Here is a 22714-nt window from a genome sequence, read left to right as displayed (position 1 = left end):
TTGACTATGCCTGTATTCACTTTACACATTTTGGTTAATATCTACTGTTTTCCTTCACAGTTTCTTGATTGTTTTACTGTTTCACTTTACACCTTCAGGAATACTTTATTAATTATCTTACTTGTTCGTCTTTCCGATCATAAATCAATACATCCCATAAACAGTGCATTTTTTCAGCTTCTAAATTAGCTATTTATTGACTATCCTGCAAATCATATTATGAAAAACACCGCGGCGGTTTGCCTTAGCGGCTGGAGGCGCGAAGCCTCCAAAGAGCGTTAAGCGGCTACACCTGCTCTCATAGCTTTGGGCGTTTTCATGTTATTACTCATATGTGGTCGCACATTATTGTAGAAGTCAATGATTTCCGTTATCTTACTTCTTGCTTCAACAATGTCTTTTGGACGTTTCTGACGGTATAGCCACTCCTGTTTAATAATACCATTAACCCGCTCGGCTATCGCATTGTCAGTAGGGTTACTATCTTCCGTCATGCTGATAGAGATTTGCATTTCTTTCAATCTGTCAACATATCTGTTACAACAATACTGTGACCCTCTGTCAGAATGATGAATCAATTTACTGAAATCGGCATCAGGAAACATACTAATAGCTTGATTTAGTGCTTCTAAAGTATTATCTGCAACGAGACTACCGGATAGGATCCAACCCACTATTTCATGAGTAAAGGCATCTGTAAGCAAGTGGAGATAGCAAACGCCGGCATCTGTTTCAATATAAGTAATATCTGCCACCCATAAACGATTTAAAGTCTTTGGCTTATAGTCTTTTATCAGGTTTTTATACTTTCGATAGTTATGGTTGGAGTTGGTAGTATGACGCCTTTTCAAAGGGGACAGCATGAGACCTTTGCGACGTAGCAGGTTATAAAAGCTGTCCCGCCCCATCAACTTCCCCTCATATACCTCCTTTAGGATCAGAAATAACTTATAGGCACCAATACCGGGTGCTGATGACCTGATTTCGCGTACAAGTTGGGCGACTTTGACCTCCGTGAGAATACGGTCTGAAAGTACTTCCGTACTTACTGAATAATACCCTTCTCTACTCTTACCAAACAGTGAGCACAGGCTTCCGATGGAAATCTTTGGATGCCTGTGCCGAAGGGTATTTACTGCTTGGCGCCAGCTTTTTTTAATAAATCGATGCCGTATTCTTCACGACCGATTTTTAAGACTTCAGACAGAGCCTCATTGCGAAGTTCGGAGTATTCCAAAGCTTTGCGAAGACGAAGTAACTCCGCCTGCAACTCTTCTTCCTTAGATAAGGAAGAGGTTACTTGGGACTTTTTTTCTTTCGCTTTGCGCATCGTTTCTATTTGAGATAATAAATCCTGGGACAAAGATAAGTCTTTAGCAGACAATATCAAGGCTTTTTCCCATCTGTAAATACTTCCATGAACCAAACCATCTCGCTGCTCGATGAAATATTTGGTCAAACCAGAACGATAATAATCACTTAATACTTTAAGTTTAAAATCTAAACTATACCTACAACGAGGAAATACTTTACTTGCCATATGAATTTTTATAATGTTAAAACGGTGTAAAGTAAATCTGTATTAAGTCATTCTTTTAAGCACTGATTATCAATAAGTTTACAGCAACAGAGTTTCTACTGCTACTGCATCTTTATGAAGTTGTGCAATAAGTCCCTCTATCCCGTCAAACTTCATCTCAGGACGGATGTATTGCACAAAAGAGATACGAATAAATTTATCATAGATATCTGAATGGAAATGAAGGATATGCACTTCAATACTTCGATTCACCCCATTATTAAGTGTAGGGCGATGACCTATATTCAACATACCGGCATAGGTACATCCATCAAAACTGACTTGCACAGCATATACTCCATCCGCAGGGACAAGCTTATCAGGATCGTCTACACTGAGATTAGCTGTTGGAAAGGCTATTTTGCGTCCAACCTGATAACCACTAACTACCGTCCCATCCAGAAAATAATCATACCCAAGGCAATGTGCAGCCATCTTAACATCTCCCTGATGAAGATAGTCACGAATCACGGAAGAACTGATATGGATCTCCTTATATATATACGCGCGCGCAAGAACTATCTGCATACCGATTTCTTCACCATAACGGCAATAATCTTCAAAGCTCTCACTACGATTATGACCAAAGCGGTGATCGTAACCAATTACAAGCGATTGTACCTGGTAACGTTCCTGCAAAATGGTAGTCATAAAATCCCGGGCAGTAAACCAGGATATCTCCGGAGTAAAATCGAGCATAATGCAATAATCTACTCCGGTTTCAGCCAGTAATGCAATCTTTTCGTCCTGCGTAGTGAGTAACTCCGGATGATAATCGGCTTTCATCACCTTACGGGGATGAACAGGAAAAGTAATCAAAGCCGAACGTAACCCACGGGTAGCAGCTACCTCCTTCACTTGTTCAATGAGGAAACGGTGACCAGTATGTACCCCATCGAAAAAACCAATGGTAGCCACACATGGCTCGAGTAATGTACCCGGTATATTACGAATAATCTGCATCAGTCAGTAAAATCGGTTTAGTTAAAAATATGACTCCAGTCTTCCTTTGCCTGCGGTGTATAAGTAGAAATACCCAATACCTGCGCTGCCAGACAGTTCGCCTCCGAATCATCAATAAAAAAAGTCTCTTTCGGGTCGATATTGGCATCTGCAAGTACTGTTTCAAATATCTCGGCATCGGGCTTCACCATCTTCATCTCAAACGAAAGATATATCTTTTCAAAATAATCTTCCACCTGGAAACCACGATAAGGAAAAACATTCTCACAGGACCACTTCCAATGAATATCGTTGGTATTACTCAACAGATAAACCACATACTTTTCGCGAAGTTTCAGCAATAAATCAAGTTTGTAAGTAGGGATATCCACCAGGAAAGAATTCCAGGCATCATCTATCTGCTGATCCGTTAATGGCTTCCCTACCATTTCACGGATACCATCACGGAATTCAGCAGGAGTTATCAACCCCTTCTCCTGCTGCATAAAGATACCTTGCTGATGATAAACATTCAACAGTTCATCTACATTTTGCAATCCTAACTTTTTAAAATTCTCAATACAACGCGGGCGGTCGAGGTTTATCAGAACGCCCCCAAAATCAATAAGAAGGTTTTTTATTCCTTTTCTTTTCATCTTTTATTTATGTATTAAACGCTGAACGAAGCGGATTAGTTCTCCCACCCACAGAACGAGCGATGAGGTACCTATTAGTATCAGCCACGTCTGCCAGTCAAGCGGTTCAGTACGAAATACAGCCCCACCGAACTGTACAATCAGAATCTGTCCGCCAAGAATAGCAATCACAATCAACTCCATGCCATAAGATTTGGAAAGCCCCTTAAATGCCGAATCGTTTGTTCCAAACACACGGGCATTGAACAGGTTCCAGAATTGTAGCATAACAAAGAAAGTGAAGAAGATTGTAAGACGGTGCACGGTCATTCCACCTTCAGCATTCGTATAATAGTAAATCATACCCAGCAACACTATCAGGAAAACGGCACCGACACCGAATATATTGTATTGCATTGCTTTACTGATAATAAAATCAGTGCTGCGACGGGGCTTTTCATTCATCACAGTTTCACTTGGCGGAATAGAGGCCAATGCTAAGGCAGCAAATGTATCCATAATCAAGTTTACCCACAACATCTGAGTCACGGTCAGAGGCAAATCTGTGCCCATAAATGAACCAAGCAATACGATAAGCAGTGCTACAAAGTTGATTGTAAGCTGGAATACGATAAATCGCTGGATATTTTTATAAAGCGAACGTCCCCACATCACAGCCGTACCGATACTGTTGAACGAATCGTCAAGCAAAGTAATATCACTGGCTTCCTTGGCTACGGAAGTTCCCGTACCCATTGAAAGTCCTACTTGTGCATGGTTCAATGCGGGAGCATCATTGGTTCCGTCACCGGTTACAGCAACTACAGCCCCTTTCTGTTGCAACAACTGCACCAGACGTTGTTTATCAGTAGGACGGGCGCGAGACATTATCTTCAAATCCATTACCCTGTCCAAAGCCTCCTCATCGGTCAACTCGGCAAAGGCAGTACCAGTAATCCGGTTACGTTCCGTATCTTCGGAATTCCAAAGTCCTATCTGACGGGCTATTTCAGTAGCCGTACCCGGAGTATCGCCCGTTACAATTTTAATGCCAATACCTGCCGACTGGCATTTTTCCACAGCAGCCGGAACATCAGGACGAATCGGATCGGAGATAGCAACAACGCCTAAGAAGTTAAGATCATTGGCAGCAACCAACTCTACACAATCATCAGGTGCATTATCATCTACTATTTTAAAGGCAAATCCTAACGTACGCATTGCCATATTCTGATAACCTAACAACTGCTCTTCTACCGTAGAACGATATTCAACCGTATCCACCCGCTTGCCGTCGAGGATTACCTCCTTACATTTTCCAAGTACAATTTCGGGAGCACCTTTTATATATAGCACTTTTTTACCGATAAGGGGAGACTGTACCAAAGTAGCCATAAACTTACGCTCGGTAGAAAAAGTCAGCTGATCCAGTACATTAGCCTGTTCACGAAACTCCAGATAGTTCTGATGTTGAGCGTTGAGCCACAAAAGCAATGCTACTTCCGTAGGATTTCCCACACCTTTTGGCTTTTCACCGTCACCGGTTTCTTCAAGAAAAGCGGTAGAATTGGCACTGATACCTTCTATCACCAATTTGCTGATATCATCACCGGCAAGTACGCCTCCTTCTTTTAATCCGTAGAAATTCGGTTCGTGTACCTGCATCAGGTTCTGAGTCAGCGTACCAGTCTTATCCGTACAGATAACGGTAATAGCTCCCATCGTTTCACAAGCATGCATTTTACGCACAAGGTTGTTGGTAGAAAGCATGCGACGCATATTCAGAGCCAGACTGAGCGTCACACTCATCGGCAAGCCTTCGGGTACCGCAACTACAATCAATGTAACAGCCATCATGAAGTACTTCAGCACTATCTGGGCAATGGCCATATAGTTATGCCAGCCTACGATTTCATTGGCCGAAATATAGTGATATAAGTCTTTTGAAACAAAGATGATAAAAGTAGCTCCTGCTACAGTAAAGCCAATCTTACCTATCAGTTTGGCCAGTTTGGTAAGTTGTATGTTCAGCGGAGTAGGTTCACCACTCTGTTCCGTACTTTGGCGGGCTACCTTTCCGATTTCCGTAGCATCACCAACACGAAGCACCTTCATCATACCGTGACCATCAACTACCGTCGTACCCCGCATCACCATATTGGAGGCATAAGTCGCTTCGTCGTCAAAGTCAGCTTCGACAATCGTCTTATTGATAACCGGCTCACCCGTCAGATTGGATTCATTGACCTGAAGAGAGATAGCTTCGACCAACTCACCATCGGCAGGAATCTCCTCACCGGTCTCAAGCACTACAATATCTCCTACTACAATGTCTTTTCGGGGGATTTCCTGAATTCGTCCGTTACGAATCACTTTTACAAGTGTTTCTTCGTTGACAGCATTTAGCAAATCAAATTTTTTGCTTGCATCATACTCAAAAAAGAAACCGATACCAGTAGCCAGCAAAATAGCAACTATGATACCGATAGTCTCAGCATACTCATTCTCTATAATCGAAATAATCAGAGAGAAAACAGCAGCAACGAGCAGTACGCGTACAACAGGGTCTTCAAACTTTTCCAGATAAAGTTTCCAAAGAGAAGGACGTTTAGGAGGTGTTAATAGATTTACACCATTTTTTTCCCGACTTTCCAAGACCTCACTATCTGTAAGGCCTAAATGATAATAGTCATTGTTTTTTGCAGTCATTCAGATACATGCGTTAAATTTAGGTTGCAAAAATACAACATTAAATCGGCATAGAATGTTTATTAATTTTTTTTAAGGAGTAACATTTCCGTGCATTTTAGTCTCTGCTAATGCACGCTCTGCTTGCTTTTGTCGAGTGATATCATGAACTGTGATCACCATCCGGTCTTCACCGTTTAATAAAAGATAGGTTCCGGAAATAACAGCATCGCATTCTACGGACTCATAACCAGAGGTACACACATTCAGGGTAGCTTCCAAATCCGTAAAACTCTTCTTTTCATCAAAAGCCTCCTGTATAGCACGACGTACCGGACAAGAGCCACAAAGCTCGTGTGTGCCACACCCACCCGATGCAGACATAGCATTACGGCACTGCAACAGATCTCCGACTTTCTTTTCTGCTGCTCCCTTTTTAATGCCTGTACGTCTGTAATAATTCGTTTTCAACACAATGAAACCTGAATCTATCAGTAAAACAAAAGCATGTACACTCTGTAATATCGCCCCTGCAATATAACTTGTCTTTCTCAGTTCATCCGCCTCTTTTTTTAATGCCCGGCGCACCTGTATTACTTTTCTTCTTTCCCAAAGAAAGGCAACTAAAAGAACTGAACATAAAATAATTAGACCTATTTCCATTCTCATATTTCTTTTATTAACCGGTTACTTATTATCCAAATAGATACCACAAAGATACCTCTTTTCTATGGTAAAAAAAGAAAGAACAATGAACAATCCGTATATTTTTTATGTTATATTTGTAGTAAACTTTAAAAAAGGAATATGAAGAAGTATATTTGCACAGTATGTGATTACATTTACGACCCGGAAATGGGTGACCCGGAGAGTGGTATTGAACCAGGTACAGCTTTTGAAGACATCCCGGATGATTGGGTATGTCCTCTTTGCGGAGTGGGGAAAGAAGACTTTGAAGAGTACAATGAATAGTGATGAACGGGTTAGTGATTAGTGATTAGTGCCATGCGGTTACAACGCAGTGAACTAATCACTAATCACTAACCCGTTCATCACTATTCACTAATCCGCTTATTACTCCTATGTCAGTTTCTTCTCTTTTACATCACTACTCGCTTCCACTACATTGACTACATAATCGCCCAACTTCTCACATTCGGCAATAATATCCATATAGTAAACTCCCATCTGATAATCATATTCTTTATTGTTCACGTCCAGAATATTCTGATTTTTCAGTTGGTTACGGTAGTTATTAATCTCGTTCTCAATATTAAATGACTTGTTTACATCAATACTATGATGTTCGGGTTTCTCCACCACTACAATCATTTGCTCCAGAGCATCATTGGTGAGCTTCATCATAAAGTGGATGTGCTCATACTGTTTCTCCGTGAAGTCCTGATTGGTCTGACGTTTACGGTTAATGGTCCGTGCCAGATTATAACAGCTATCTCCGATACTCTCAATCTCTGTCACTTCGCGTAGCATAGCACGTATCTGTAACTTACTTTCCGAACTTAAACGACCTTCGGAAACCTGATTCAGATAGTTAGCGATTTCCAGTTCCATGTTATCACTAATGTTCTCATATTTTTCTACGCGGCTGAATACTTTATTAAAATCATCGTCTTTGTCTGTATGCAATAAGTCTTGCACCATACCAAACATACGGTGCGTACGCTCAGCAAACAAATGGATTTCTTTACGAGCCTGAAGAATAGAAAGTTCTGCCGTAGACAACATACCGCCAGTAATAAATCTCAAACGAGGCTCTTCATCTTCTTCTTTCGGATGAATGATTGCACAAACAGTACGCTCTATCAATTTCACACCCCATATCAATAAACACACATTACATATATTAAAGATAGAATGGAAAGCGGATAATTTATAAGAAACGGCAACTGCGGCATCTCCCGGATGGAAATAGTTATCCACAATCCAGGATACAAATGTAGTAAACGGATGGAAAATAATTAATACCCAGATAACGCCAAACACATTGAATACAAAGTGTGCCAATGCCGCCCGCTTTGCCTGTGTATTGGCCGTAAGTGCAGCCAGGTTGGCGGTAATAGTAGTTCCGATATTTTCACCTAACACCAATGCTGCTCCCAACTCAAAACCAATCCAGCCATTAGCACACATAATAAGTGTAATGGCCATTGTAGCAGCGGAAGCCTGCACAATCATAGTCAGAATAGTACCAATCAAGAGAAACAACAGGACGGAAAAGAATCCCATATCCGTATAGTTCTGTACAAAAGCCAACATATCGGGGTTCCTACCCAGGTCGGGCGCGTTTTGTTGCAGAAAAGCCAACCCCATAAATAAAAAAGAAAAGCCAAAAATAAATTCACCGACAGACTTACGGTTGCTTTTACCAGAGAAGATAAACGGTAAAGCGACGGCCAGCAAAGGAAGAGCATACGCTGACATATCGACCTTAAACCCGAAAATAGATATAATCCATGCAGTGACCGTTGTACCAATATTAGCCCCCATGATAACACTAATAGATTCTGTCAATGTCAGCAATCCGGCATTAACGAAACTAACCACCATCACTGTTGTTGCCGAAGAGGACTGAATAAGGGCAGTTATCAACACTCCTGTTAAAACCCCTGTTACCCGATTGGTGGTCATTGCTGTCAGAATGCTTCGCAATCTGTCACCTGCGACTTTTTGTAAGCCCTCGCTCATTATCTTCATCCCATACAGGAAAAGTCCTAATGAACCGATGAGCTTTAAAAAATCATAAAAAGAATATTCCATCTATAATTATTTTAATAGTTGTTTGTTCTCTAATTGATTATATCATATATTTATCCGATTCTATTTACTTCTTTAAAAGCCAAAATGAAACAGATGTTACAAATATGTTGCAAAAATAATAATATTTATAAAGAATTCCCTATTGGTAGTTCACTTTTGGATATTTATTACGGTTTTAATCTTAATTTTCCCTATCAAGTAGTTAGCGCCAAGGTAAATAATCGTTCCGAAGGTCTTAATTTCAGAGTATATAATAATAAAGATGTAGAATTTCTGGACGTAAGAGATTCCTCCGGAATGCGTACGTATGTGCGTTCACTTTGCTTTGTGCTATATAAAGCTGTCAGCGAATTATTCCCGGAAGGAAAACTTTTCGTAGAACACCCCGTATCAAAAGGTTATTTCTGTAATCTGCGCATCGGACGTCCTATTACATTAGAAGATGTATCACTCATCAAAAAAAGAATGCAGGAGATTATAGCTGAAAACGTTCCTTATCACAGAATTGAATGTCATACAACGGAAGCTGTACGTATTTTCAATGAACACGGAATGAACGATAAAGTAAAGCTACTGGAAACCTCCGGCTCACTTTATACCTATTATTATACGCTGGGAGATACCATTGACTATTATTATGATAATCTGTTACCCAGCACCGGATTCATCAAACTATTTGATCTGGTGAAGTACTACGACGGATTATTGTTGCGTATCCCCAATAAAGAAAATCCGGATGTACTTGAAGAAGTGGTGAAACAAGAGAAAATGCTCGATGTATTCAAAGAATACCTGAACTGGAGCAATATCATGGGAATAACTAATGCAGGCGATTTTAACCTGGCCTGTGAAGAGGGACATGCCACCGATCTGATTAATGTAGCCGAAGCATTGCAGGAAAAGAAAATAGCCCAGATAGCCGACACGATCTTTCATCGCGGAGAAAATGGAAACCGCGTAAAACTGGTATTAATATCCGGTCCGTCTTCATCGGGAAAAACGACCTTCAGTAAACGCCTTTCTATTCAGTTGATGACAAACGGATTAAAGCCCTATCCCATCTCATTGGATAACTACTTCGTGGACCGTGAAGAAACTCCTCTTGATGAGAATGGTAACTATGATTATGAATCATTATATGCTTTGGATCTGGACTTGTTTAATCAACAGCTTCAAGCCTTGCTTCGCGGAGAGGAAGTAGAACTTCCCCGCTTTAATTTTAGTATCGGTAAGAAAGAATATAAAGGAGACAAACTAAAAATAGATAAACACACCATCTTAATATTGGAAGGTATTCATGCTCTGAATCCTGAGTTGACTCCACATATCCCGGAAGAGAACAAGTTCAAAATCTACGTTTCGGCACTAACTACCATCTCACTGGACGATCATAACTGGATTCCTACCACAGACAACCGTTTGCTTCGCCGCATTATTCGTGACTTTAACTACCGCGGATATTCGGCACAAGAAACCATTTCAAGATGGCCCAGCGTACGTGCCGGAGAGGATAAATGGATATTCCCTTATCAGGAAAATGCAGATGTGATGTTTAACTCCGCCCTGCTCTTTGAATTTGCAGTATTGCGCCTTCACGCCGAACCGATTCTAACGGGAGTGCCCCGCAATTGCCCGGAATATTGTGAAGCATACCGCCTGTTGAAGTTTATCAAATACTTTATCCCTGTTCAGGACAAAGAAATTCCACCGACCTCACTGTTAAGAGAGTTTCTGGGAGGAAGTAGTTTTAAGTATTAACCATATCACAGGATTATCTGCCATTGCAGATAATCCTGCCTTTTTATACCTATTTTTTGTTTTAAGTCCCGAATTTATTTTAAATTTGTGTCAATTAAACAAGCAATAAAGATGAAAACACCCGTAGCTATCATTGTGATCATGCTCTGTTTTAGTACATTAAGTCATGCACAGAATACAAAAAACAGAGCACAGGAATTAAAGGAACAAGCTCAAAACAGTCTGAGCCAAAAAGATTATATCAAGGCACGTTATCTTTTTAAGAAAGCGTACGAAGCATTCGCTACCCGCGAAGACTATCCGCAGGCTGTTGAATGCGGCATTCAGGCCAATGGGCTTTATGTACGTGAAAACTTTTATAAAGAAGGTTTCGAACTTTGCCGTGACATGGATCAACTGGTGTGGGCAGGTGAACAGAAAACCAAGAAAACTCTTCACGATCTACGGTTTCTAATTACCAAAGAACGCCTGCAAATGTATATTGCACTAAAAAATGCAGCACAAGCTAAATTACAATTGGACAAACTGGAAGAAACAGCTAATCTTGCTAAAAACGACTCAATAAGTGAGAATTTACTCTATACCAAGGCCAATTATTATTACACCTTCGGCCTCAATGCACAAGGAGATGCTTGCTTCCGCAAACTCATCAATCAATACAAAGAAAAAAAGAATTACGAGAAAGTAGAAGAGTGCTACAAAAATCTGATATCCATTGCCCGCAAAGCGAATAATGCCGCACTGATGGGACGTACTTATGAAAATTATATCGTATGGACCGACTCTGTAAAAGCACTCACCGCACAGGATGAATTGAATGTATTGAAAAGGAAATATGACGAAAGTCAGTTGACGATACAAGAAAAAGACGACACACTTTCCGCCAAACAGTATATTATCATCGGACTTTGCACACTGGTTGTTATTCTTATTGCAGCATTGGTGCTTCTTGCAATCGTATTACTACGTTTTATGGCAGGAAACCGTAAGCTCAAGAAAAGCATACAAATAGCCAACGAACACAATGAATTGAAAACCAAATTCATTCAAAATATATCTTCACAGATGGAACCGACTCTGGACACATTGGCGGCCTCAGCAAGTGAACTCTCAGACAAAGCGCCGCAACAATCACAACAGATGCAGACGCAAGTAGGTGCATTGAAAAAGTTTAGCGATGATATACAGGAACTCTCTTCGCTGGAAAATTCGTTGACCACTCCCTACGAAATGAGCGATATCAACGCCAGTATTTTTTGCGAAGAAGTAATGGAGAAAGTGAAAAGTAATATAAAAGCCGAAGTTACTACTTCTGTAAATGCTCCCAAACTACAAGTGAAAACCAATAAAGAACAATTGGAGCGTATACTTCTTCATTTACTGCAAAATGCTGCTTATTACACACAAGAAGGACGCATCAGCCTTGACTTCAAAAAACGTGGAGCGCATACTCATCAGTTTATTGTAACTGATACCGGTACTGGTATTCCTACTGAACAACAGGAAACGATCTTTAAACCTTTTACCGAAGTGAAAGACCTCACACAAGGAGATGGCCTGGGATTGCCTATATGTTCACTTATTGCCACAAAAATGAATGGGAGCCTGACTTTGGATACAAGCTATACGAAGGGGAGCCGGTTTATATTAGAGCTACACGCTTAATAGAATGGAGAGGGGAGAATGGAGAAGGGAGAAGTAAGCTGCGCTATCATGCTGCATAGTACTTCTCCCTTCTCCATTCTCCCCTCTCCATTCTATCTAATCTCTTCCACCTCTTCAGGAGTCAACGGAATTTTCTTACCTAAACGACGGGCACCAGTCTCAGTTATCAGATAATCCTCTTCATTACGAATCCCTCCAAAGTTCTTATAAGTCTCTACTTTATCATAATTGATAAAATCAGTAAACTTTTTATCGGCTTTCCACATATCGATAAGCTCGGGGATAAAGTAAATACCCGGCTCTACAGTATGTACAAAGCCCGGTTCCAAAGGAATAGCCAAACGTTGCGATTTACGACCGAACTGAGTACTCTTCGGTTCACCATTATATCCTACCCAAAGTTCACCCAGATTCTCCATATCGTGTACATCCAGTCCCATCATATGTCCTAACCCATGTGGATAAAACAAAGCATGTGCTCCCTCACGTACAGCATCTTCGGCATTACCTTTCATCAAACCAAGTCCTTTCAGCCCCTCTACCATCACACGGGCTGACAAGTCGTACACATCCATATAAGGAATACCCGGACGAAGCGCTTTTACTGATTCCAGATGCATTGCATTTTGAATCTCATAGACTTCGCGCTGGCGGGTAGTAAATTTCTTATCAGCAGGTATAGTAGACGACATATCTCCGGCATATCCCATTTCTGTTTCAGCTCCTGCATCAATCAGAAACAAGTCTCCGGACTTTACGGTATTACCATGATAATGGTTGTGTAAAGTCTGCCCATTGATGGTGGCAATGGTTGCAAAAGAAAGTTCACAGCCTGCAGCGGCAGCAACTGCCTCCATAGCAGCTACTACTTCAAACTCTTTCATACCGGGCCGAAGTACCTTCATTGCAGTAATATGCATATCTGCGGTCACATCGCAAGCCTTCTCTATTTCTACAATTTCTTCAGCTGATTTATGGTTACGTTGTTCAACTACCGCACGAATAAAAGGCACCGAACCTTCCTGACGCACAGGAGGGATACCCAGCCAATCCATCAGTTTCAGTTTATGTTCGGCACGATAAGGGGGAAGATAATGAATTGATTTTCCCTTCTGTACACACTGATGCAGATAGTTTACAATTTCAGCGGATGGTAAAGTACGTGTCACCCCTACACGTTCACTTTTTTCTTTCAAGGTAGGCTGGATCCCCATCCATACAATATCATCAATCGTCAGTTCATCACCGAATATAATTTCTTTTTCATCGTCAATATCAATAATGGCAGAAAGTCCTGCAAACGGAAGACCGAAATAATAAAGAAAAGTAGAATCCTGACGATAACGGAAGGTATTACTCTCATAATTCAGTCCACACTCGTCGTTCCCCAAAAACAACAACACTCCGGAGCCTAATTTCTTTTTCAGCAGGGCCCGGCGCTGCACATACGTTTCTTTACCAAACATAATGTTCTATTTTTTAAGTTAGTGCAACAAAGATAGAGAATTTAGCGTTATAGAAAGAAAAATAATCCCTCTAATCTGTGTAATCTGTGGTGAAAAAGTTACTTTTGTAGCGAGATATAACCGAATGTAGAAAATAAAATATTTATGGCACAAGGTTCCCGTCAAATACAATCCCAGGCGCAGCAGCAGATACAAACGCTCTCTCCGCAGCAGATTCTGGTAGTAAAGCTATTGGAGCTTCCCGCCGTAGAACTGGAAGACCGAGTACATGCCGAATTATTGGAAAACCCAGCTCTTGAAGAAGGTAGAGAAGAAGCGGCTACTGATGATCCGGATGAAAGCAATAGTAACGATCCGGAAGCAGAAAGTGATGCCAATGAATATGACTCCCTGGGCGACTATCTAAACGAAGATGACATCCCTGATTATAAATTACAGGAAAACAACCGTTCCAAAAGCGAACAGGTAGAGGAAATTCCTTTTTCTGACGCTACTTCCTTCTATGAAATATTGAGAGAACAGTTGAGTGAGCGTAACCTCACAGAACATCAGCGTGAATTGGCAGAATACCTTATCGGGTCACTGGATGATGACGGCCTGCTCCGTAAATCACTTGAAAGTATCAGCGATGAGCTGGCTATCTATGCAGGCATTAACGCCACCGAAGAGGAATTGGAAGAGGCTTTATGCATCATACAGGACTTCGACCCGGCCGGACTTGGTGCACGCAACCTCCAGGAATGTCTGCTTATACAACTCCAACGGAAACTTGAAAAAGGTAAACCAGATAAAGCACTTATACTGGAACAGAGAATCATCAACGAATGTTACGAAGAGTTCACACGTAAACATTGGGATAAGATAATAAAGAAATTGGGCTGCGAAGAAGAGCTTTTCAACACTGCTATTTCTGAAATCACAAAGTTAAATCCTCGTCCGGGAGCTTCATTAGGAGAAGCCATCGGGCGTAACATGCAGCAAATTGTTCCCGACTTCATTGTAGACACCTATGATGATGGCTCTATCAGTGTCAACCTTAACAACCGGAATATACCGGAACTTCGTATGAGTCGCGACTTCACCGAAATGGTAGAAGAACATACGAAGAACAGAGCCAATCAATCCAAAGAATCCAAAGAAGCAATGATGTTCCTGAAACAGAAAATGGATGCAGCTCAGGGATTTATCGATGCAGTAAAGCAGCGTCAGAATACATTAATGACTACCATGCAGGCTATTATCGATCTGCAACGTCCTTTCTTTCTTGAAGGAGACGAATCATTGCTTCGCCCTATGATCCTGAAAGACGTAGCCGAACGTACGGGCCTGGATATTTCGACCATATCACGTGTTAGCAATAGTAAGTATGTGCAAACAAACTTTGGAATCTATCCGCTGAAATTCTTCTTCAGTGACGGATATACCACCGAAGACGGTGAAGAAATGTCAGTACGTGAAATACGTAAAATACTAAAAGAATGTATTGACAACGAAGATAAAAAGAAACCACTGACTGACGACGAACTGGCTGAGATCCTAAAAGAAAAAGGATATCCTATTGCACGGCGCACCGTAGCCAAATATCGTCAGCAACTGAATATACCAGTGGCCAGATTAAGAAAGTAATTAAAGTGATTAATAATAAATAACAAAAGGGCTCCATTATGGGAGAAGCAAACGTAGAGCAACATATCATTGCAGATAAAACGCTTATCAGAACGGCACAGATTACATCGTGGATACTAACTCCGTTTTCTATCCCTTTTCTGGCTTTTCTGGTATTGTTCTTATTCTCTTACCTTCGTATCATGCCCTTGCAGTACAAACTCATTGTATTGGGAATAGTGTATTGTTTCACTATACTGATGCCAACCATCACCATTTTCCTGTTTCGCAAAATCAATGGTTTTGCCCTGCAGGAATTGAGTGAACGAAAAAAACGATATATTCCTTTTACACTTACCATTATCTCTTATGTATTTTGTCTGCTCATGATGCACAAGCTGAATATTCCCTGGTATATGACCGGTATTATACTGTCTGCACTGGTGGTTCAGATCATCTGTATCATTGTAAATCTGAAATGGAAACTCAGTGAACACATGGCTGGCATAGGAGGTATTATCGGCGGTTTGATTTCATTCAGTGAATTGTTTGGCTATAATCCTGTCTGGTGGCTATGCCTGTTTATTCTGGTAGCCGGTGTATTAGGTTCGGCACGAATTATTCTGAGACATCATTCTCTGGGTGAAGTGCTTTCCGGTTTTGGTGTAGGTTTCATCTGTGCACTATTGGTACTACATCCATTAAGTAATGTATTATTCCGTATATTTTTATTTTAACATGAATATAAACCCCTAAAAACTAATTATTATGAACTTCCCACAAAATTTGAAGTACACCAATGAGCACGAATGGATTCGTGTAGAAGGAGATATGGCTTATGTAGGTATCACTGATTATGCTCAGGAACAATTGGGTGATATTGTATTTGTCGATATCCCCACAGTAGGTGAATCACTGGAAGCAAATGAAACTTTCGGAACGATTGAAGTGGTGAAAACCATCTCTGACCTCTTTCTGCCGGTAGCAGGTGAAGTAATAGAACAGAATGAGAGCCTTGAAGAAAATCCTGAACTGGTCAATAAAGATCCATATGGTGAAGGATGGCTTATCAAGATGAAACCTGCCAATCTAAAAGATATTGAAAACCTGCTCGATGCTGAAGCATATAAAGCAGTGATTAACGATTAGTGAATAGTGATTAGTGATCATCGTACCACTAAATAGTAAATAGTAAATTGTAAATAAAATCATGACCCCAATTGTAAGTATCATCATGGGTAGCACTTCTGACCTTCCTGTAATGGAAAAGGCAGCACAGTTACTCAATGATTTGCACGTACCATTCGAAATAAACGCTCTTTCTGCTCACCGCACTCCGGAAGCAGTAGAGGAGTTTGCTAAAAATGCCCGTTCACGCGGTATTAAAGTTATTATTGCTGCTGCCGGTATGGCTGCTGCCCTACCAGGTGTAATCGCTGCCAACACTACCCTACCTGTAATCGGAGTACCCATTAAAGGTTCTGTTCTGGACGGTGTTGATGCCTTGTATTCTATCATCCAGATGCCTCCCGGGATACCTGTAGCTACAGTAGCTATCAACGGAGCAATGAATGCCGCTATCCTGGCAATACAAATGCTGGCATTGAGCAATACTGAACTGGCTGATACATTTGCAGCTTACAAAGAAGGTTTGAAGAAAAAAATTGTAAAAGCTAACGAGGAGCTTAAAGAGGTTAAGTTTGAATATAAAACCAATTAGATTTACGATTGGACGATTTACGATTGAAGATGCTAACAAGATGATTAACGCTTCGTCTAATCAGCAGAAGTATCTTCAATCGTAAATTGTAAATCGTCTAATCGTAAATCGTCTAATCGTAAATAAAATCGTGGATTTATTCAATTACTCCCGGAGAGAAACATCAGAAGTAAATATTGGGGCTGTTCCATTGGGCGGCCTTAACCCTATCCGTATCCAGTCGATGACTAATACATCAACTCAGGATACAGAAGCTTGTGTAGAACAGGCGAAACGTATTGTAGATGCAGGTGGCGAGTATGTACGCCTTACAACACAGGGTATCAAGGAGGCTGAGAACCTGATGAATATCAACATCGGCCTACGTAGCCAGGGATATATGGTACCACTTGTTGCCGATGTACACTTCAATCCCAAAGTGGCTGATGTGGCAGCACAAAATGCCGAAAAAGTACGTATTAATCCGGGAAACTATGTAGATCCGGGACGTACCTTCAAGCAATTGGAATATACGGATGAGGAATACGCGCAAGAATTACAAAAAATTCGTGACCGCTTCATTCCTTTTCTGAATATCTGCAAAGAGAACCACACTGCAATCCGTATCGGAGTAAATCACGGTTCATTATCCGACCGTATCATGTCTCGCTACGGTGACACTCCCGAAGGGATGGTGGAATCATGTATGGAGTTCCTGCGTATCTGCATAGACGAAAAATTTAAGGATGTAGTAATTTCAATCAAAGCCTCCAACACGGTTGTAATGGTAAAAACAGTTCGTCTGTTGGTAGCCGTAATGGAAAAGGAAGGGATGGAATTTCCTCTGCATCTGGGAGTTACGGAAGCCGGAGACGGAGAAGACGGACGTATCAAATCGGCATTGGGAATAGGAGCATTGCTGGCAGATGGATTGGGAGATACCATCCGTGTCTCTTTAAGTGAAGAACCAGAAGCAGAAATTCCTGTAGCACGTAAGTTAGTAGATTACATCCTTACCCGCCAAGACCATCCTTATATCCCCGGAATAGAAACACCTGAATTCAATTACCTCTCTCCTACCCGCCGGAAAACGAATGCCATCCGAAATATTGGTGGAAACAATCTTCCTGTTGTCCTTGCCGACCGCATGGACGGAAAGACAGAGGTCAATCCGCAATTTATACCCGATTATATTTATGCAGGAAGAGAACTTCCCGCCATACGGGAAGCCAATGTTGAATATATCCTTGATGCCGATGTATGGGCAGGAGAAAAAGGCACATGGCCGGCATTCAATTACTCTCAGCTTCCACTGATGGGCATGTGCCAGGCAGAACTAAAATTCTTATTCATGCCGTATATGGCACAGACAGATGAGGTGATTGCCTGTCTCAAAACACACCCGGAAGTGGTTATTATTTCTCAAAGCAATCATCCGAATCGTATTGGAGAGCACCGTGCTTTGGTACACCAGTTGATGTCTGAAGGATTGAAGAACCCGGTTATCTTCTTTCAGCATTACCAGGAAGAGGATGCGGAAGATTTGCAAATCAAAGCTGCTGCTGATATGGGGGCATTGATATTTGATGGCTTGTGTGATGGTATCTTTCTGTTCAATCAGGGATTACTTTCTCATGCCATCGTAGATGCTACCGCTTTCGGCATTCTGCAAGCCGGACGTATCCGTACCTCCAAAACCGAATATATTTCTTGTCCGGGTTGTGGACGAACGTTGTTCAACCTACAAAGCACTATTGCCCGTATCAAAGAAGCGACTTCTCACTTGAAAGGATTGAAAATAGGTATTATGGGATGCATTGTGAATGGCCCCGGAGAAATGGCAGATGCTGACTATGGATATGTAGGTGCCGGACGTGGCAAAGTCAGCCTCTACAAACAGAAGGAATGTATAGAAAAAAATATTCCGGAAGAAGAAGCTGTAGAGAAGTTGATTGAACTAATTAAGGCGAACGGAGATTATACTGAGCAAAAATAAATCTATTTACGATTAGACGATTTACGATGTATGATTGGGACCACTCTGTCTCTAACATTGCTGAAACAGGCTTTTAAAGAGTAACTTCAATCGTAAATCGTCTAATCGTAAATAGATTCATTATTCATTCCATCGATATATTATCTTTTTTTCTTCTGCCTAAATAACCAGTCCATAAATTCCGGATAATTGAATGCCGGATTCCAACTACCGTGATCACAGCCGGGAAACTCAATGTATTCTACATCAACCCCTGCCGCTTTCAATGCCCTATAGGCCACACGTGATCCTTCTACCGTCACTACATTATCCGCATCTCCATGAAAAATACGAAACTTTACTCCCTTAACATCTGCTAACCGGGATGGATTCACTGTTCCACAAATAGGAATTGCTGCTGCAAAAAGTTCCGGAAAACGGATAATCATATCATAGGTACCCATTCCCCCCATTGAAAGGCCAATAATATAAACACGATTCGTATCTATCTGCGGCATACCAAGATAGACATCCAACAGTTCCTTTAACGAGCTAAAAACAGGAGATATCTCTTGTCCGACAGGCATATCCGACGGAACGAACGAGACAGGACGAGAAGTATATGCCCAGTAAGCATCTATCGGACACTGAGGGATTAACACAAAAGCCGGATACTTCTCACGATTTACCGGATTAAGAAACATCTGGCCTCCATGAACCAATTGCTTTTCATTATCACCGCCCCGTTCTCCTGCACCATGTAAAAAAAGAACAAGTGGATACTTCTTTCCTGTTTTCTCTTTTTCCGGACGAAGTAAACGGTATTTTAATGAATCACCCCGGGAAGAGATAAACACTTCTTTCTGATAAACCTCCTGCGCAGAAACAGAAATAGTCAATAGAAACAATAAACAAAAACTAATAATCTTTTTCATATCCTATTTACACCATCATTCTTTAAAATATAAAGATACATTCTATTTATCAAACAATCTCATTTATAAGCACCACTCTCTACAAAAAAGGGAACACATGACCTGCGTTCCCCTCTCAATATGATAAAATATAAATCTACTTATTCTCAGTCGTTGTCACACTCAATATCTGTTGATAACGCTCCGGATTCGTTAAAATCTTCACAGCCTCATCCAATTCATTATCGCCTTTCAACTGCTGGATAATCGCACCACGCTGATAATAATAACGCTTAATAATTTCCTCAGCAATCATTGCCTTAATGTCTTTAGAGAAATAATCAAGATCACGATCCAGGTTATGAGTCAACTTATTTTCCAATGCTTTAAATTCATCGGAAGCCTCTTTCATGTATCCTTCAAACTCGGCAGCCTCTTTCAGAGTCTTTAATATCTTCTCACTCTGTTGGTCATACTTGAAATCTGCACCCTTCACTTTATTCTTGAAATCTGTATAGTCAGCATCTGTCAATTCAAACTTTTCTGCCGAAGCAACAACAGGGTGTTTCAAACAGTAGTCTGTTGCATAATCAAATATCAAATTATCACGAACCAAATAGTATAGAATATTGGGCAACCGTTCCTGCTTTACTTCGATATCGGGAGAAACACCACCCCCATCACGAACTTCACGTCCGGCGGCGGTATGGAAAACAGTTGTCAAACTATCAGGAATACGTGCCACACTACCATCTTCATTACGATGCGCATAATCAATAGCCTGTACACAACGTCCACTTGGAATGTAGTATTTAGAGGTAGTAATCTTCAAATTACCTCCATAAGGTAAAGAACGGGGTACTTGCACCAAGCCTTTTCCATAAGTACGGTTACCTACAATCACAGCCCGATCAAGATCTTGCAATGACCCGGAAAGAATCTCCGACGAAGAAGCCGTACCACTATTTACCAACACAGCAATCGGAATATCCGTATCCAATGGTTCACGCAGGGTTTTGTAAGTATTACTGGCCTGCTTTATCTTACCTTTCGTTGTTACAATCGTCTTGCCCCGTGGCACAAAAAAGTTCACTATTTCCACAGCTTGGTCAAGTAGTCCACCACCATTATTGCGCAAGTCTATTACCAGCGACGTAGCACCTTGTTTTTTCAAATCCAGGAAAGCCTTTTTAAAATCTTTGGAAGGACTTCCCGAAAAGCTACTAAGGTTTATATAACCAACCTGGCCCTCCATTATTCCATAATAAGGAATGGTAGGCATCTGAATAGAACGGCGTACAATTGTAAATTCCAACGGCTCTTTCACACCGGGGCGTTGTATCTTCAGTTTGAAACTGGTACCCACCTGCCCCCGAAGTAATGTACTCACATCCGAATTGTTCTTCAAATCTTTTCCATCAATTTCCAACAATATATCACCGGCTTTCAAACCGCTTTCTGCTGCCGGCATTCCTTCGTAAGGTTCAGCAATGACAGTATACTGGAGTTTCGGATTATATCTGATCAAAGAACCAATACCTCCATAAGAGCCCTTGACCATCATCTCCAGTTCGTCCTGATCGTTTTCCGGATAATATACTGTATAAGGATCAAGTGAATACAGCATATTGTCAATCCCCTCACGAATCGTTTTATTCGGATCAATGGTATCCACATAAAACATATCCAGCTCTTTTACAATCGCATTGAATATGTCGAGATTCTTAGCGATCTGGAAATTGCGGTCGTCTCCTTTTTTGAAACTAAAGAATGCTACAGCAATCAGCACAATCACTGCAATGATACCATTCTGCCTATTTAGAAACTTTTTCATACACTTTTAGTTAAAATGAGTCGTAAATGTAACTCATTACCTGCTTATTCAGACAGAACTTCGTTAATATTTAACTTTATTTCATCCCAACGTTCTTTTGAGATAGTGGTTCCGATAACCTGTATAACATTTCCAGAAAGAATGGAACCTATCTTAGCACACTTTTCCAATGAATAACCGCAAGTAAGCCCATATAAGAATCCTGCTGCAAAATAATCACCGGCGCCTGTGGTGTCTATCACTTTATTTACCGGAATAGCCGATACTCTGACTTCTTCCGTACCTTTACGAATTAGCGAACCTTTACATCCTATTTTCACAATAGCAATACTGCATAGCTTACCGATGATTTCCAAAGCCTCTTCAGGTTCTTTACCTGTGAATGCCTTGGCCTCTTCCTCATTAGCAAATACAATATCTACATATTTACTTATCAATAAAGAAAAGAATTCCTTATCTTCCTCCACGATATTATAACTGGCCATATCGAGACAAATTTGCAATCCGGCTTCCTTTGCCAATTTAATGGCACGGAGAATCATATCATGGTCTTGCACCAGGTATCCTTCAATATACAGATAAGCATACCCCTTGAACATATCCAGTGATAAATCTTCAGCTCTCAACGCAGAAGCAGCTCCCAAATATGTCCCAAAAGTACGTTCGCCATCCGAAGAAATAAAAGTAGATGCCACTCCCGAAGGTAAATCAGAAAGGAGCAAATTGTCTTCAATATTGTTTTTCTGGAGATTTTCGCGGAAAAAGTTTCCATAATTATCATTTCCCACTTTTCCTATAAAACCGGTAGCAGCTCCAAGGCAAGAGAGTCCAAGAATAGTATTTCCAGCCGATCCTCCGGTTGCAAGAAGGGTCTTCATGTTACTAAATTTCTCGTTAATCTGTTGTAACTTAGCGTCATCGATGAGTTGCATGCTCCCCTTTGGCAAACCCATTTCATCAAGAATAGTGTCATCTTTCAGAGTTGCAAGTACGTCTACAAGGGCGTTGCCCAAACCAATTATTTTGTCCATTTTGATATTTTTTTTGCAAAGATATTGCATATTTCAAAATATCCTATTACTTTTGCATCGCAATTGAGAAAAACATTCTTCCTTAGCTCAGTCGGTTAGAGCATCTGACTGTTAATCAGAGGGTCCTTGGTTCAAGTCCAAGAGG

19 protein-coding genes are annotated in these 22714 nt (G+C 40.9%); 8 read left to right on the top strand and 11 right to left on the bottom strand.

Features of this window, described 5'->3' with window-relative positions; all coding sequences use genetic code 11:
- Positions 1-278: 278 nt before the first annotated feature.
- The 6 genes from QX565_RS05530 to QX565_RS05505 form a co-directional block, all read right to left on the bottom strand.
- The gene (locus tag QX565_RS05530; RefSeq protein WP_289291767.1) at positions 279-1091 is read right to left on the bottom strand and encodes an IS3 family transposase; all 813 of its coding nucleotides are present in this window, start codon (positions 1089-1091) and stop codon (positions 279-281) included.
- Between the two features lie 41 nt (positions 1092-1132).
- Complete coding sequence (locus QX565_RS05525) at positions 1133-1540, bottom strand: hypothetical protein (RefSeq protein WP_289291765.1); 408 nt, start codon at positions 1538-1540, stop codon at positions 1133-1135.
- A gap of 78 nt (positions 1541-1618) precedes the next feature.
- Positions 1619-2542, bottom strand: a complete 924-nt coding sequence (locus tag QX565_RS05520) for a bifunctional riboflavin kinase/FAD synthetase (RefSeq protein WP_289291763.1) — start codon at positions 2540-2542, stop codon at positions 1619-1621.
- Between the two features lie 17 nt (positions 2543-2559).
- The gene (locus tag QX565_RS05515) at positions 2560-3177 is read right to left on the bottom strand and encodes an HAD family hydrolase (protein WP_289291761.1); all 618 of its coding nucleotides are present in this window, start codon (positions 3175-3177) and stop codon (positions 2560-2562) included.
- 3 nt (positions 3178-3180) lie between these two features.
- Entirely contained in the window at positions 3181-5865 is a 2685-nt protein-coding gene (locus QX565_RS05510) for a calcium-translocating P-type ATPase, PMCA-type (RefSeq protein WP_289291760.1), read from the bottom strand.
- Between the two features lie 72 nt (positions 5866-5937).
- The gene (locus QX565_RS05505; protein ID WP_289291758.1) at positions 5938-6507 is read right to left on the bottom strand and encodes a nitrogen regulation protein NR(II); all 570 of its coding nucleotides are present in this window, start codon (positions 6505-6507) and stop codon (positions 5938-5940) included.
- 144 nt (positions 6508-6651) lie between these two features.
- Here QX565_RS05505 and rd point away from each other — a divergent pair, with 144 nt between their 5' ends.
- Positions 6652-6816: a rubredoxin gene (gene rd, locus QX565_RS05500; RefSeq protein ID WP_221649162.1), complete on the top strand. Its 165-nt coding sequence runs from the start codon at positions 6652-6654 to the stop codon at positions 6814-6816.
- Positions 6817-6924: 108 nt separating this feature from the next.
- On the opposite strand, the gene QX565_RS05495 is transcribed toward rd, so the two are convergent.
- Entirely contained in the window at positions 6925-8622 is a 1698-nt protein-coding gene (locus tag QX565_RS05495) for a Na/Pi cotransporter family protein (RefSeq protein ID WP_221649161.1), read from the bottom strand.
- A gap of 84 nt (positions 8623-8706) precedes the next feature.
- On the opposite strand from QX565_RS05495, the gene QX565_RS05490 reads away from it, so the two are divergent.
- Both QX565_RS05490 and QX565_RS05485 read left to right on the top strand, forming a co-directional pair.
- Positions 8707-10380 carry a nucleoside kinase gene (locus QX565_RS05490; protein ID WP_289291756.1) on the top strand — a complete coding sequence of 558 codons (1674 nt, stop codon included), beginning with the start codon at positions 8707-8709 and terminating at the stop codon, positions 10378-10380.
- Positions 10381-10521: 141 nt separating this feature from the next.
- On the top strand, positions 10522-12045 hold the full coding sequence (locus QX565_RS05485; RefSeq protein WP_370634122.1) for a sensor histidine kinase: 1524 nt from the start codon (positions 10522-10524) through the stop codon (positions 12043-12045).
- Positions 12046-12137: 92 nt separating this feature from the next.
- On the opposite strand, the gene QX565_RS05480 is transcribed toward QX565_RS05485, so the two are convergent.
- On the bottom strand, positions 12138-13511 hold the full coding sequence (locus QX565_RS05480; RefSeq protein ID WP_289291752.1) for an aminopeptidase P family protein: 1374 nt from the start codon (positions 13509-13511) through the stop codon (positions 12138-12140).
- 144 nt (positions 13512-13655) lie between these two features.
- Here QX565_RS05480 and rpoN point away from each other — a divergent pair, with 144 nt between their 5' ends.
- The 5 genes from rpoN to QX565_RS05455 all read left to right on the top strand — a co-directional run bounded on the left by rpoN (position 13656) and on the right by QX565_RS05455 (position 18811).
- The gene (gene rpoN / locus QX565_RS05475) at positions 13656-15137 is read left to right on the top strand and encodes an RNA polymerase factor sigma-54 (protein ID WP_221649157.1); all 1482 of its coding nucleotides are present in this window, start codon (positions 13656-13658) and stop codon (positions 15135-15137) included.
- A 38-nt stretch (positions 15138-15175) separates the two neighbouring features.
- Complete coding sequence (locus tag QX565_RS05470; RefSeq protein ID WP_221649156.1) at positions 15176-15853, top strand: hypothetical protein; 678 nt, start codon at positions 15176-15178, stop codon at positions 15851-15853.
- A gap of 31 nt (positions 15854-15884) precedes the next feature.
- Positions 15885-16265, top strand: a complete 381-nt coding sequence (gcvH, locus tag QX565_RS05465) for a glycine cleavage system protein GcvH (RefSeq protein ID WP_221649155.1) — start codon at positions 15885-15887, stop codon at positions 16263-16265.
- Positions 16266-16326: 61 nt separating this feature from the next.
- A complete protein-coding gene (gene purE, locus QX565_RS05460) occupies positions 16327-16836 on the top strand; it encodes a 5-(carboxyamino)imidazole ribonucleotide mutase (protein ID WP_221649154.1) in 510 nt (169 codons plus the stop codon).
- 130 nt (positions 16837-16966) lie between these two features.
- On the top strand, positions 16967-18811 hold the full coding sequence (locus tag QX565_RS05455; RefSeq protein WP_289291750.1) for a 4-hydroxy-3-methylbut-2-en-1-yl diphosphate synthase: 1845 nt from the start codon (positions 16967-16969) through the stop codon (positions 18809-18811).
- A gap of 140 nt (positions 18812-18951) precedes the next feature.
- Here QX565_RS05455 and QX565_RS05450 read toward each other — a convergent pair whose 3' ends face one another.
- The 3 genes from QX565_RS05450 to QX565_RS05440 form a co-directional block, all read right to left on the bottom strand.
- On the bottom strand, positions 18952-19725 hold the full coding sequence (locus QX565_RS05450; protein WP_289291748.1) for a carboxylesterase family protein: 774 nt from the start codon (positions 19723-19725) through the stop codon (positions 18952-18954).
- 136 nt (positions 19726-19861) lie between these two features.
- The gene (locus QX565_RS05445; RefSeq protein ID WP_289291746.1) at positions 19862-21538 is read right to left on the bottom strand and encodes a S41 family peptidase; all 1677 of its coding nucleotides are present in this window, start codon (positions 21536-21538) and stop codon (positions 19862-19864) included.
- Positions 21539-21582: 44 nt separating this feature from the next.
- On the bottom strand, positions 21583-22569 hold the full coding sequence (locus tag QX565_RS05440; protein WP_289291744.1) for an adenosine kinase: 987 nt from the start codon (positions 22567-22569) through the stop codon (positions 21583-21585).
- Positions 22570-22714 lie beyond the last annotated feature (145 nt).

Origin of the sequence: Bacteroides sp. 41_26 (assembly GCF_949740115.1) — a bacterium.
Lineage (GTDB): Bacteria > Bacteroidota > Bacteroidia > Bacteroidales > Bacteroidaceae > Bacteroides > Bacteroides nordii.
This window is presented reverse-complemented; position numbering and strand designations above follow the sequence as displayed.